This window comes from Mitsuaria sp. GD03876 (assembly GCF_029840635.1).
GTDB lineage: Bacteria > Pseudomonadota > Gammaproteobacteria > Burkholderiales > Burkholderiaceae_C > Roseateles.
The window spans coordinates 146378-159830 of record NZ_JAOCCU010000002.1 but is presented as its reverse complement, the minus strand read 5'-3'; the positions used below and the strand labels follow the sequence as shown (position 1 = coordinate 159830).

General features: G+C 70.2%; 11 protein-coding genes and 1 pseudogene. 4 read left to right on the top strand and 8 right to left on the bottom strand.

From position 1 onward, the window contains the following. The first annotated feature begins 8 nt into the window (after nt 1-8). Nucleotides 9-1808, top strand: coding sequence for a 4-hydroxythreonine-4-phosphate dehydrogenase PdxA (gene pdxA, locus N5D62_RS02195; RefSeq protein ID WP_279755791.1), 1800 nt, complete (start codon nt 9-11; stop codon nt 1806-1808). 175 nt (nt 1809-1983) lie between these two features. Here pdxA and N5D62_RS02190 read toward each other — a convergent pair. From N5D62_RS02190 to N5D62_RS02175, 4 genes and pseudogenes are all read right to left on the bottom strand, one after another. Next, nucleotides 1984-2268: pseudogene (locus N5D62_RS02190) on the bottom strand (cyclic-phosphate processing receiver domain-containing protein); the annotation flags it as partial. Nucleotides 2269-2313: 45 nt separating this feature from the next. Further along, nucleotides 2314-2736 carry a hypothetical protein gene (locus tag N5D62_RS02185; protein WP_279755790.1) on the bottom strand — a complete coding sequence of 141 codons (423 nt, stop codon included), beginning with the start codon at nt 2734-2736 and terminating at the stop codon, nt 2314-2316. 6 nt (nt 2737-2742) lie between these two features. Beyond that, nucleotides 2743-3405, bottom strand: a complete 663-nt coding sequence (locus tag N5D62_RS02180; protein ID WP_279755789.1) for a GNAT family N-acetyltransferase — start codon at nt 3403-3405, stop codon at nt 2743-2745. A 150-nt stretch (nt 3406-3555) separates the two neighbouring features. Beyond that, nucleotides 3556-4140, bottom strand: a complete 585-nt coding sequence (locus N5D62_RS02175) for a hypothetical protein (protein ID WP_279755788.1) — start codon at nt 4138-4140, stop codon at nt 3556-3558. 300 nt (nt 4141-4440) lie between these two features. Between N5D62_RS02175 and N5D62_RS02170 the strand changes: the two genes are divergently transcribed. Beyond that, a complete protein-coding gene (locus tag N5D62_RS02170) occupies nt 4441-5592 on the top strand; it encodes a carbohydrate-binding protein (RefSeq protein ID WP_279755787.1) in 1152 nt (383 codons plus the stop codon). 13 nt (nt 5593-5605) lie between these two features. Next, the gene (locus N5D62_RS02165; protein WP_279755786.1) at nt 5606-6124 is read left to right on the top strand and encodes a DUF2867 domain-containing protein; all 519 of its coding nucleotides are present in this window, start codon (nt 5606-5608) and stop codon (nt 6122-6124) included. A gap of 4 nt (nt 6125-6128) precedes the next feature. Here the strand turns inward: N5D62_RS02165 and N5D62_RS02160 are convergent, their stop codons facing one another. Continuing rightward, complete coding sequence (locus N5D62_RS02160) at nt 6129-7388, bottom strand: MFS transporter (protein ID WP_279755784.1); 1260 nt, start codon at nt 7386-7388, stop codon at nt 6129-6131. A 221-nt stretch (nt 7389-7609) separates the two neighbouring features. Between N5D62_RS02160 and N5D62_RS02155 the strand changes: the two genes are divergently transcribed. Next, nucleotides 7610-8476, top strand: a complete 867-nt coding sequence (locus N5D62_RS02155; RefSeq protein WP_279755782.1) for a CsgG/HfaB family protein — start codon at nt 7610-7612, stop codon at nt 8474-8476. A gap of 147 nt (nt 8477-8623) precedes the next feature. On the opposite strand, the gene N5D62_RS02150 is transcribed toward N5D62_RS02155, so the two are convergent. From N5D62_RS02150 to N5D62_RS02140, 3 genes are read right to left on the bottom strand one after another with little or no spacing between them, the layout of a single operon-like run. After that, a complete protein-coding gene (locus N5D62_RS02150) occupies nt 8624-11440 on the bottom strand; it encodes an alpha-galactosidase (protein ID WP_279755781.1) in 2817 nt (938 codons plus the stop codon). Then, nucleotides 11437-12567 carry an amidohydrolase family protein gene (locus tag N5D62_RS02145; RefSeq protein ID WP_279755780.1) on the bottom strand — a complete coding sequence of 377 codons (1131 nt, stop codon included), beginning with the start codon at nt 12565-12567 and terminating at the stop codon, nt 11437-11439. Before N5D62_RS02145 ends, N5D62_RS02150 begins: the two co-directional genes overlap by 4 nt. A 28-nt stretch (nt 12568-12595) precedes the next feature. Then, nucleotides 12596-13408: an endo alpha-1,4 polygalactosaminidase gene (locus N5D62_RS02140; RefSeq protein WP_279755779.1), complete on the bottom strand. Its 813-nt coding sequence runs from the start codon at nt 13406-13408 to the stop codon at nt 12596-12598. Nucleotides 13409-13453: the final 45 nt, after the last annotated feature.

Genomic DNA, 13453 nt, shown 5'->3' with positions numbered 1-13453 from the left:
AGAACCCCGTGTCCCGTTCCACATCCCCCTGCCTGCCGCCGCTCGCGATCACGATGGGCGATCCGCTCGGCGTCGGGCCCGAGATCGTCGTCCGGCTGGCGATGGCGTCCGAGCCCGCGCCCATGCGCTGGTTCGCCGTCGGCGACGAAGGCTGCCTGGCGCGCGCGGCGCGGATGCTCGGCCTGCCCTTGACGCTGCGTGCCATCGCGGCCGTCGGCGAGCTACCGGCGGAGGCACCCCGGGCCGGCGAGCTTTTCGTGATGCAGGCGGACGGGCCCTTCCCCGCCGACGCGACGCCGGGCCGCGTCGATGCGCGCGCCGGCGCCGCTTCCCATGCCAACGTGCAGCGCGCGATCGACCTCGCGCTGGCGGGCGAGGTGGCGGGCATCGTGACGGCGCCGATCAACAAGGAGGCCCTGCGCGCGGCCGGCGTGCCGTTCCCCGGTCACACCGAGATCCTGGCGGACCGCGCCGGCACGCGGGACTTCGGGATGCTGCTGGTCAACAGCGAGTTGCGGGTGATGCTGGTGTCGATCCACCTGTCGCTGCGTGACGCGATCGCGGCGGTGACGGTGGAGAACGAGCTGCGCGCGATCCGCCTGGCGCATCGGGCCTGCCAGGCGGTCGGCATCGTCGCGCCGCGGGTGGCGGTCGCGGGCTTGAATCCGCATGCCGGCGAGAACGGCCTATTCGGCGACGAGGACCGCGAGGTGATCGCGCCCGCGATCGCGGCGGCGCGCGAGGCCGGCATCGATGCCTCCGGGCCGTGGCCGGGCGACACCGTCTTCATGCGGGCGCGGCGCGGCGATTTCGACGTGGTGGTGGCGCAGTACCACGACCAGGGGCTGATCCCGGTGAAGTACCTCGGCGTCGACGAGGGCGTCAACGTCACGGTGGGGCTGCCGTTCGTGCGCACGTCGGTGGACCACGGCACCGCGTTCGACATCGCCGGCCGCGGCGTAGCCGACGCCGCGAGCCTGGCCTGCGCGGTGCGACAGGCCGCGGCGATGGTGATGGCGTCGCCGCGATGGCAACAGGCCTCCGACGCCAAGCCATCGGCATTGGCGTCCGCATCCACGTCCACGTCCACGTCCACGTCTGCATCGGCATCGGCATCGACGGCGCTGCCCGATTTCATCTTCATGCTGACGCGTCAGGACCGGACGGTGCCGGATGCGAAGGAGCGATTGCGCGAGGTGCTGGCGCGAGGCGTGCGGCACATCGGGTTCAAGGACATCGGACTGCCGCTGCCGGTGCTGCACGAACTGACCGACGCGATTCAGGCGGGCGGCGCGCTCGCCTACCTCGAGGTGGTGAGCCTGGACGAGGCGAGCGAGATCGCCTCGGCGCGCGCGGCCGTCGAATTGGGCGTCGACGTGCTGATGGGCGGGACGCGGCCCGAGGCGGTGCTGCCGATCCTGCGGGGCACGGCGATCCGTTACTACCCGTTCCCGGGCCGGGTGACCGGTCATCCCAGCGTGTTGGAGGGCGACCTCGACGAGATCGTCGCGAGCGCGCGCCGGATCGCGGCGCTGGACGGCGTGGCCGGCCTGGACCTGCTGGCGTATCGATTCCGCGGCGACGTGCCGGCGTTGATCGACGCGGTCTGCGCGGCGGTCGACAAGCCGGTGGTCGTCGCCGGGTCGATCGACCGGCGGGAGCGGCTGGAGACGGTGGCGCGCAGCCGGGCCGCGGGATTCACCGTGGGGACAGCCGCGCTGGACGGCGTGTTCCCGGCGCGCCGGTCAGGCTTGACGGGGCAGCTTGAGACGATTCAGGACTGGGTGCGCGAAATGGGTGGGCGATGAACACGTGAATCGGCGCGCCTCGTTCGGCCGCCCAACGCTCTCAGCGCTCACCGAAGGGGGATGACGGGTTCCCCGCCTCTTTCCGATCCGGCTCCGCAAGCTGAGCCCCCTCGCGAGCCAGCCGCTCGATCCGAGTCTCCTCGCGAGCCAGCCGCTCGATCCGAGTCTCCTCACGAGCCAGCCGCTCGATCGCGCGGATACCGGCTTCCATCTTTTCCCGGGCCGACGAGTTGGCCGAATGCACGCGCATCCTGGGCGGCACGAAGCCGCGGAGCGCCACGGCCTCTTCGATCCAGAGCACCACGTCGTAACCCGTCCCGCGATCGTCGTCGCCGAGGTCGTGGTCGAGGCTCACCTCCTCCACGCCACCCACCTCGAGCAGCGCGATCACTTCATCGGGCCAGTACGCGCGGACCCACCCTTCCGGCGTGGCGCGCTCATCGTCAAGGAACACTCGCATGGCCGCCGATTCTGTCAGCGTGGCGTGCTGCGAAAAACAATCGGCTCAATGGGGCTCGTCGCCCTCCCCGGCCTTCCGGCTGCCAGCCAACTCGGCCACCGCGCCGATCGCCGCGACGACCGCGCTCAGGAACCAGATCCAGAAACCGATGTCCAGGCCGGCGACCGGTTCGCGGATGCCGGATTCCCCGCCCCAGACGGCGTCCTTGATGCCCAGCGAGCTCAGCATCAGAAAACCCGCACCGACGAGCACCGCGAGCGAGAACGCCGGCTTGCGGATCGCCAGCAGGCGCCAGGCACCCCACATCAATGGATTGGCCAGCCAGTGGGCGGTGCCGTTGTACCAACCGAAGCCGAGGATGAACAAGCCGCTGACCGGCTCGCCCCCGGCATAGCGCAGCGCGGGCAGTGCCAGCGAGAGCAAGTAGAGCAACACGCTGATGCCGAGGAAGACGAAACGAGGCGACATGACTCCTCACTCGACCCCGAACGACGCGGCGGTCACCTCGGTGCTCACTGTCCATCCGAGCGCCGAATACAGATGCCGGCCGTCCTCGGTCGCCACCAGCACGCCGAGCGTCGCGCCCTGCTCCCGGCACGCTTTCGCGAGCTGGGACATGAGCAACGAGCCATAGCCCTTGCGGCGATGCTGGGGCTCGGTCACCACCTGGTCGAAGATCGCCGCCGTGCCCGACACCGCCGCCTGGGCACGCGCGGCGAGGTCGCCATCGGGACCCCGCAGCGTCGCGGTGACGACGGGCCCCTCGCGCGTGATCTCGACCGACGGCGCCTCGGGGATCGCCGCCATGTCCGCCAGCGATCGGTGCATCAGGTACTCGGCCGCATGCACCACCCACTCCGCCGGCAACAGCGGCTTCACCGCGTCCTGCGCGGCCGCCACCTTCAACCAAGTGCCTGCGACCGGCGACGCGCCGGCCACCGCTCGCAGCGCGTCGGCCGCGAGCGTCGGGAAGACATGCCGGACCACGTGTCCGGGCAGCCCCACGGCGACCGAGAGGTGCGTGCCGTGGTCGACCGGCGCGGGTGCGTTGCGCGACAGCACCCATCCGTGAACCCAGGCGGTGGTGATGTCAGCGGGCGTCCAGGAGTGCGGCGAGGCGGAATCGTTGGCGAGCATGTGGGAAAGGCCTGCGGCGACAGGCGGCAGCGCCCGTCGAATCGGGCCGCGCGAATCTAGCAGCCGACGCCTCGGCATCCACAGGTCACGCGCGAACCCGGCCATGTCGCGATCGACGGCACCCCGTCGTCACGACCGGCCGAGGCCCCCTCAGCGCCCGTCCAGGTAAGGCGCCTTCCAGGCGTCGAACGGCGCCTGCCACTGCGCGCGGGCGCGCTCGACGACCGGATCGGGATCGGTCAGCGGGTCCAGCTGCGCGACCTCGCTCAGCCACTCGCGGTAGTCCTCGATCGCCTCGCTCGCGTAGTCGTCGTCTTCATCCTCGTCCTCATCGTCCTCGTCGATGAAGAAATAGGCGCTCTCGTGGTCGACATACGGCTCGATGTCCAGCCCGCTGAGCTGCAGCAACTCGCGCACGTTGCGCGCGATCACCCACTCGCCGCCCTCGTCGCCGAACACCACCACCGGCCACTCCGCCGGCTCGCTCCCGTCGTCCGGGTTCCACAGCGCGTAGAAGGAGCCCGAGCCGTTGGCCACGCCAAAGGCAACCAGCCGCGCCAGGAACGCGGGGTCCTTGGACCAGCCGGCCTCCAGGCCGCGCTTCTCGTGGTCGGTGAGCCACAGGCTCTCCGTGTACTGCGCCTTGACGACGTTCTGGAAGCCGCCCAGGCGGATCAGGTCCTCGGGCACCGGGCGCCCGTCGAAGAGCGCGATGAACTGATGGAGGTCGAGCATGACAAGCCTTCAACAAGGAAATCAGCGGGCGACGATAGCCAATCGCCGATGACAGCCCGCATGACCTAGGTCGTGGTTCGATCGACCGCTTTCGCAACCCCTTGTCACCGTCGGACCCCGCCAGCCGAGGGTAAACCCCGAAGACATTCTGAAAGCGCTTTCAGATAGTGGGGATCGAGAGGTGGCGGCGCCCGCGCGGCGATCCAGCCGCCCCATGGCTTACCCCTGTGCTCGGGCGTCCGCGGAGACGCCGTCATCCCGTCGCGCGTCTCCTCCCCCATTGGCTTGAGGAGACTTCACATGACACGCTGGATTCGATCGCTGGCCGCGGCCGCGCTCGCCCTGACGGGCGTCGCGGCGCAGGCCCAGAACTGGCAACTCGTCTGGCAGGACGAGTTCACCAACGGCATCGGCCCGAACTGGCGCTTCGAGACCGGCACCGGCTCGGGCGGCTGGGGCAACAACGAGCTGCAGTACTACCGGCGCGAGAACGCGTCCATCGAGAACGGCCAGCTCGTCATCACCGCCCGGCGCGAGGACTTCGGCGGCATGCGCTACACGTCGGCGCGGATGACGACGCAAGGCCTGGCGACCTTCAAGTACGGCCGCATCGAGGCCCGCATCAAGGCGCCCTCCTTCTCCGGCATGTGGCCGGCGTTCTGGATGCTGGGCAGCAACATCACCTCGGTGGGCTGGCCCGCGTCGGGCGAGATCGACATCATGGAACACGTGAACGCCGACGCCGACGCGCACGGCACGATCCACTGGCAGGGACCGGACGGCGGCCATGCGTCCTACGGCGGCCACACGCCGGTCAACGTGGCGGACTACCACGTCTACTCGGTCGAATGGGACCCGCAGTTCATCCGCTGGTTCGTCGACGGCCGGCAGTTCCACATCGCCGACATCACCAACGGCGTCAACAGCACCGAGGAATTCCATCGCGACTTCTTCCTGCTGCTGAACCTGGCGGTGGGCGGCAACTGGCCGGGCTGGAACATCGATGAATCCCGGCTGCCCGCGAAGATGTACGTCGACTACGTGCGCGTCTACAAGGGCGACACCACGACGCCGGGCTTCTCGACGACGCTGGACGCCGCGGGCTTCGCGCTGCAGCAGGGCATGCAGCTGGAGGGCTCGAGCGAAGGCGGGCAGAACCTGGGCTGGATCGACACCGGCGACTGGGCGGTGTGGAACGTCAACCTGCCGCAGGGCGGGACCTACACGGTCGAGTACCGCGTGGCCAGCCAGAACGGCGGCGGCGCGCTGCAGCTGGAGATGGCCGGCGGCACGCCGGTCTACGGCGCGCTGGGCGTGCCCTCCACCGGCGGCTGGCAGAACTGGACGACGATCTCGCACCGCGTGACCCTGCCCGCCGGACAGCAGCAGATCGCGGTGAAGGCCAACGGGCCGGGGTGGAATCTGAAGTCGATCCGGATCACCAAGTCGTGATCGAATGCGGCGGATGACCACCGTCCGCCGCGTTGCCCCTCCGCCCGACAGCCGGCTCGCCGCCGGCTACGCGGGCGCCCATCTCGCCGATGCCTTCGCCATCGCGCTGCCGGACCACGCGCCCGACGACGCGATGGCGCTCGCGCGCGAGGCGCTGGCCGATCCGCCGCGCTGGTTCCGCGTGCTGCTCGCGATGCGGGACGTGGCGGTCAAGCCCTTCGGATTGAAGACGACGGCGGCGATGCGCGCCCATCTCGCCGAGATCGGCGTCGAGCACGTCGACATCTTCCGGGTGCTCGAGTCCTCGCGCGAGGAGGCGATCTTCGGCGAGCAGGACCGGCACCTGGACTTCAAGCTGTCGATCCTGATCCGCCGCGTCGAGGGATCGACGCGGCGCGAGGCGGTCGCCACCACGGTGGTGCATTGCCACAACCTGCTCGGCAAGTGCTACCTCGCGGCGATCCTGCCGGGGCACGTGCTGGTGGTGCGCTCGCACCTGGCCGCGGCGGCGCGGCGGTTCGAGGCGCGCTGAGCGCTCAGGCGGTGGCCGCCCGCTCCTGGTCCTTGCGCCCGGCGGTCAGCCACAGGACGAGCGCGAACACCGCGCCCGCGACGCTGGCCAGGCCGAAGAACAGCATCATCGGCTCGTAGCCGGCGGGGTTCTGCGCGCTGGCGCCGGCGCGGTCGTTGAGCCAGCCGGCGACCAGATTGGCGCCGGCGATGCCGGCGTTCTGCGCGACCCACATCAGCCCGATCGCCGTGCCGAAGCGTTGCGGCGACACGATCTTGCTGGCCAGCGGCCACATCACCGCGGGCACCAGCGAGAAGCTCACGCCGATCAGCGCGGTGGCGATCCACAGGCTGGCGTGGGTCAGCGCCATCGTGGCGATCGCGATGGGCAGCAGCAGCGCGCCGAAGGCCAGGAACGGCGCGTAGCGGCCGACGCGGTCGCACAGCCAGCCGAAGGCGGGCGTGGCGAAGACCGCGGCGAGGAAGACGTAGCTGTTCATCGCGCCGGCCGCGGCCAGGTCCAGGCCGTGCGCGTGCTGGAAGTACTTGATGGAGAAGGTGCTGCGGAACGCCAGGATCACCGAGTACCAGAGCACGCACAGCGCGAGCAGGAACCAGTAGGCCTTGCCGAAGTGCAGCAGGTCGCGCCAGACGAAGGGCTGGGCCTGCTTCTCGGCCTCGCCCTTGTCGGCGGCGGCGACGCGGCGGTCGAGCCACCAGTACAGCACCGCGCCGGCGAAGGACGCGGCGGCGGCGATCGCGGCGATCATCAGCGGCGGCTGCCAGCCTTGGGCGTAGGCGTCGGCGAACCAGGTCGGCGACATGTCCGAGGAGTACGAGCCGAGGCGGCCGATCGACAGGGCCAGGCCCATCGAGAACGCGACGTTGCCGCCGACGAAGTACTGGGCGAGCGCGGCCAGCGTGGCGATGCCGAAGGTCTCGGCGCCGATGCCGAACAGCAGCCGGCCCGCGGCCATGCCGGCGAAGCTGGGGCTGAGGGCGGTGAGCAGCGCGCCGACAAGGCAGATGGCGGCGGTCCACACGGTCATGCGCGCGGCGCCGAAGCGGTCGACGAGCACGCCGCCGACGAGGATCAGCACGACGTTGGGCAGGCTGTAGATCGCGTTGAGCAGGCCGATCTGCTGGTCGCTGAAGCCGCGCTGGCTCTGCAGCGCGTCGGCGACGGGGCCGATGGAGTCGTAGACGTAGTAGTTGCCGTAGAGCGCGGCGGCGATCAGGGCGCAGACCAGCCACGCGATGGCGCGGCTCGGGGACTTGTCGTTCATGGCGGGAGGCGGGGGAGTCCGATGCGGCGTCGAGGGCCGAAGGGGCGGATTCTCGGTGAACTCGGCGCCACCGCCGTTAAGGTAACGGCGCGTAAGCGCCGCCGTTCCGACACGACATTCCGCGACGCCACCACCCATCGGTGGGGAGCGACCCATCCCAAATTTGCGCTATGGTCCCCGCCGTTTCTGGCTTTCGCAGTCATTGCGCTCAGGAGATCGGCATGGCACACGCGCGCTCGTTCGCATTCATCGGCACTTCCCTTCCCCGCGCGGGCGCGGCCCTGGCCGTCTGCGCCGCGGTGGCGTTGCTCGCCGGATGCGGCAAGCAGGGCGCGACGCTCGGCGAAGGCAGCTCGGAGATCACCGGCTCGGCCGGACCGGCGGGCGCCCACAACGCCAACCGCGAACTGATGAAGTGCGATGCGCCGGTGGCGACGCTGTCGCTGATGGAGAACCCCAACGGCTACACGATCAGCGCGCCCAATGGCCTGCCGAACTCGCCGCTGCCGCTGGTGCGCCTGCTCGCGCAGCAAAGCGGCTGCTTCCGCGTGGTCGACCGCAATTCAGGCCTGCGCGCCACGATCAAGGAGCAGGAACTCAAGGACGCCGGCATCCTGCGCCAGGAAGGCTCCACCGTGCACAAGGGCAAGGGCTATGAGGCGCAGTACACGCTGATCCCGAGCCTGACCTTCAGCGAGCAGGACGCGGGCCGCCAGGTCGGCGGCATCCTGGGAATGATCCCGGTGCTCAACAAGTTCGTCGGCGCGGCCGAGCACATCAAGCTCAAGGAAGCGCAGGTGGCGCTGCTGCTGACCGACAACGAGACCACCGAGCAGGTCGCGGCCGCCACCGGCTCGGTGCGCGTGACCGACCTCGGCATGGGCGGACTGGTGCTGGGCAAGCTCGGCGGCGCCGCGGGTGCGGGCTGGGCCAACAGCAACGAAGGCAAGGTCATCGCCGCGGCGTTCCTGGACGCGCACAACCAGTTGGTCACGCAGGCCCGGATGCTCGCGGCCAAGGACCTGCCGGAGCCGGTGAAGACGAAGAAGGCCGTCGAAGGCGCGAAGAAGGTGGCGGCGGGGGCTTGAGGGCTCTGGGCGCTCTTGGCTCCCCGGCTCCGTCAGCGAAAGCCGGGCCGGGGGCTCCTCCTACTTCTCGCAGGCTCCAAAAGTCGTCGCCCCCGGCCCGGCTTCCGCCGACTCCGGATCGAGGACTTCGTCGAGGACTTCGTCGCGTCAGGCTCGCTCGAGCCGCAGCTGCCCGAACGCCGCCGGCACGTGGAAGTTGGGCTTCTCGCTGCCGGTCGGGTTCCATGCGCTGAACTGGCGCGTTTCCTTGTTGCCCTCGATGCGGAACAGGTTGATCCGCCATCCATCCAGCGGCTGCGTTCCTCGCGGCATCGGCACCACCAGCTCCGCCGTCCACATCCGGTGGACCGCGTCCACCGCCGTCCGAGCCCGGCTCTCGCCGACGAAGCGCTTGCGCCCCTGGCCTCGCACCTCGAGGTCCATCAGCAGCCCGTTGGGCGACACCTCCACCTCGCGGTAGCGGTCCGTCCCCGCGTCCTGCGGCGCCTGCAGGAACACCTCCACCACGTCGCGCTCCCACAGCGGCCAGATCGCCGTCGTGGACGCCTCGCGCTCGAAGGTCGTCAGCGCGTTGTAGCGGCTGCTGAACCGCAGGTGCAGCGCGCCGTCGGCATGCATCAGCTGCACCCGCGTCGACTGCGTCCCGGCCAGCGGCCGGCCGCGCCAGTCGTGCGCGAAGAACATCGCCGGCGCGTCCTCCCATGCCGAGGCCAGCGCGAATCCGTCGCGCCCGACCAGCCGTGACGGCAGCCGCGACGCGCGCGCCAGCGGGCGCTCCACCGCGCTCTCCAGCACCGCCTCGATCAGCAGGTTGTCCTTGAAGCTCACCTTGAGCGTCGGCTTCGCCGCGTCGACACGCCCCAGGTCCACGCCGTTCACGTAGTCCCGGATCCGCCACGTGCCCGGGCCGAGCCCGCGCAGCGTCACTGCGCCGTCGAAGCGCAGCGCGTAGAACGCGTAATGCATCGCCCCGTTCTTCTCGACGACGTGCGTCTCCGGCTTGTCGAAGGCGATGTCGTAGAGCTCGCCGCGATAGACGCCGTCGGACAGCCCCTTTGCGTTGTGCGCCGCGATCCACTTGCGCCAGTGCGTCTCCCGCTCCGGCGTCAGAAGGAAGGAATCCTTGGGCTTTGGGTCCTCCGGCCAGGTGAACTTCGTCGACACCACCGCGCCGACACCGACCGACGACGCGAAGTCCGTCCCGCCGGTCGACAGCTCGACGTGATCGCCCGCGTAGGCCGACCACCGCCCCATCTGCGCCTTCAGCGCCTTGCCCTTGTGCCGGACCTGCCAGCTCGACAGCGGGTCCGAGGCCGGCGCCTGGTCGATCCACGGCATGTTGTGGAACGCGTAGCTCGTGCCGCAGGGGCAGACCTCGACCACCGCCTCCGGATTGACCGCATGGGCGGCCTCGAACATCGCGCGGTAGAAGTCGGCCATGCGCTCGTACGAGTCCTCCGGCTTCGCGTGCGCGTGCTTCGGGTTGAAGCACGGCGCGACGCCGTTGAGGTGCTGGCCGTCGATCTTCACGCCGTCGAAACCCCAGTCCTGGAGGATCTTGCGGAACATCGCCGCGGTGCGCGCCTGCGTCTCCTTGGCCACCGGGCACAGGTAGAGGCAGTTCCACCACGTGATCATCTGCGGCGCGCCGTTCTGGTCCAGCAGCAGCAGGTCCGCGTGCTCATGCAGCTCGTCGCTGCCCGGCGCCACCGCCAGCGGCGCGATCCACAGCCGCGCCTTCATCCCGCGCGCGTGGATGTCGGCGACCAGCGCCTTCATGTCCTCCTCGCCGCGCGGGAACTTCTTGAGGTCGATGTCGAACCAGTCGCCGGTCGCGCGCTGCCAGCCGTCGTCCAGCACCGCCCACTTCAGGCCGAGCTCCTGCGCCTTCGGCAGCGTCGCGCGCACGCGCTCGAGCGAGAAGTCGCGCTCATAGCCCCAGGCGCACCAGACCGCGTCGTGCGCGCTGCGCGGCGGCTCCGGCGCGGCCAGGCCCTGCGCGTTCATCAGACGCCGGTAGCGGTCCAGCGGCACGAAGCAGTCGCCCTCGTGCACCGCGATGAAGGCCAGCGGCAGGGCGAGCGTCTCGCCCGGCGCCAGCGTGCGCGGCTCGTCGCCGCGCATCGCCACGTCGACCTGGTCGCCGACCGCCTTCACCGGCAGCGAGACCAGGCGCGGCAGGGTGTCCAGGTGGCCGACCGCGACCCCCAGGTCGCGCCGCCACACGTCCACGAGCGGCGTGCCGCCGCCGTAGTCCGACGAATCCATGCCCAGGAAGTTGCGCTGCTCGAAGCCGCGCTTGACCGGCTGCATCCAGTCGCGCCGGTCGGTGTGCGTCGAGCCCGAGTAGGTCCACCACCCGCCCGCGTGCCGCGGCGCGGCCAGCAGCCGGTGCGACGCGACCGTCCAGCCCTGGATCGCCAGCGGCTTGTCGCCGCGGTTGATGAAGGCCACCTCGATCAGCGCGACGCCGGGATGCTCGTCGAGCAGCGTCACCGTCACCGTCTTCTCGACGGCCGCGCCCTCGGCCCGGCCGCTCAGCGCCAGCCGCTGGCCGGGGCCGAACGGCGTCGCGCCACTGCCCGGCACCGCGCTCGCCAGCACGAAGCGGTCGAGCGTGCGGGGCATCGTCGGCGCCGGAGCGCCCGCCGCTTCCGCGCCCAGCACGACGGCCGCCGCGCCAGCCGCGGGGGGCTTCGGGATCGACAACACGAGCTGCTCGCCCGCGTCGAAATCGGTCAGCGCCAGCGGACGCGCGCCGCCGAGCCGGACGATCCGGCTGCGCATGCGCTCGTCGAATTGCAGCGAGAGCCGGTCATCCTGCAGTCGCACGTGGCCGCGACCCGGATCGGCGGCGCGCGCCGACGCGGCGGCGCCGGCGGTCGCCGTCAGCGCCAGCCGCGGCGCGAGCGTGGCGACCGGAGCCGCCCCCAGCCATTGGAGGAACGCGCGGCGGGCGGTCATCGGGCCGCCTTCCAGGCGGTCGGGAAGCTCCGCTCGGCGTTGAGGTGATACAGCTTGTCGACGACGGCGCGCGGCAACCCGAGGCCCTGCACCGGCTTTTCCAGATCGGACACCTTGAACGTCTCCTCGGTGTTGAAGTAGCGCCAGTGCATGCGCCACACCGGCTCGACTTCCTTCAGCAACTCAGCGCCCGATTGTTGCGGCGGTTGCGAGACGTCGGTGCCGTACAGCAGACGGTCCTGGTACTGGATCAGGAAGCGCCGGACCTTCTCGCGGTCGTGCTGGCTCTGCGCCTGCAGCTGGCCGATGCGCGCGGCCAGGTCGACCTTGGCCAGCGGGAAGCGGTCCAGGAAGGCCGCGAGCTCATCCACGTCGCGCTCCAGCGAGGCCATGTGCATGCCGATGAACTTGAGCTTCGGATGCGCGGCCACCATGCGGTCGCGCGCGGCCATCTGCTCCTCCCAGCTCGGCATCTCCGGATGCAGCGCCATGTGGTACTGCGGGTGGTGCGCGAAGTACTCGCGGTCGTTGAGCACCGTCATCTTCTCCAGCGGCAGCCAGCAGTTGTGCGGCTCGCCCTGGTGCCCGAGCAGCGGGATGCCCTGCTGCTCGAAGTAGGAGAACAGCGGCGCGAAGCGCGCGTCGTCGATCATGACGAGCTTGCCCTGCTTGTCGCGCAGGCTCATGCCGATGTTCTTCCAGACCTTCACGCCGATGGCGCCGGCCTGCAGGCCGGCATCGACGCGACGTCGTGTCGCGTCGAGCCAGCCGGGCTGGTCCGAGGTCTCCGACGAGAAACTCACCGCCCACGCCACGTCCGCCGGCCTGGCCTTGCGCAGCGCGATCGCCACCTGCTGCTGCTCGTCCAGCGGCGGGAAGTCCGGGTAATCGACGTTGATCGTCAGCACCTTGAAGCCGAGCTTGCGCGCGGCGTCGAGGAACGCCGGATCGGCGTTGTGCAGGTGGACGTGGGCGTCGATCTTGGGCACCTTGGCGAAGTCCGCCATCGTGTAGCGGGCCTCGCCGGCCTTCTCGGCCTTCGCGGCGATCGGAGCGGTCAGCGCGGCGGCGGCGAGCGCGGCGGCCAGCAGGGCCGGCAGCGCGGCGCGGACGGGAGTTCTCGTCATGTCGGTCATCGGATCAGGAGGAGGGAAGTCAATCGCAGCTGTAGCGATAGGCGTCGTTCAGGTCCAGCGGCAACACCAGCGTGCGGATCTTCGCGGCCTTCATCTTCGTGCACAGCTTGTCGCGCGCGCCGTTGGTGTTCTTCTTGTACTTGGACGCGTACTCGGCGTTGAACACGGGCTTGTTCTTGCTCGTGAAGACCGAGTAGCCGCCGCACTCGTCGTACTGGTTGCACTGCTCGTTGACGGCCATGTCGAAATACGGCTCGAGCTGCGCCAGCTGGTCGACATCGTTCTTCAGCGCGATGGCCAGGCCGCGGCCGTGCGCGGCGTTGGCCAGGTACTTGTTGTAGTCCAGCTGCGTCGCCGCGCTCAGCGGGAAACCGGTGCCGTTGGTGTAGCCGTCGACGTTGTCGGGCTCCACGCCGTCGCAGCCCTTGGACACCGCCTTGTCCAGACGCGACAGCATCACCGCGCGCACGTTGGCCGAGCGCGTGTCCAGCCACTTCTCGCCGGCCCAGCCGTCCAGCGGCTGGCCCATGTCGGCGGCGTTGAAGCTGCCGAAGTCGTCGCGCCAGTTCTCCGAGCTGCCGGCCGAGAAGTAGCACACCACCTTGCGGCCCTGCGCCTTGAGCTGCGCGATCGTCTGCGCGGTGGTGTCGAACAGGTCGACGTCGTAGACGTTGACGTTGTAGCTGGTGTTGAGCGTGCCGCTCAGCTGCCACTGCCAGGTCGTGTTCACGCCCGGCTTCCACCAGGTTTGCGCCTGCGCGCCCACGGCGACGGTCAGGGCGGCGGCGGCGGCCAGGCCGGAGGCCAGCGCGCGGATCAGCGATCGTTTCATGAGTTCTCCTATGGGAGGGCCGCGTCGCGGCCCGGGTTGTGGAAC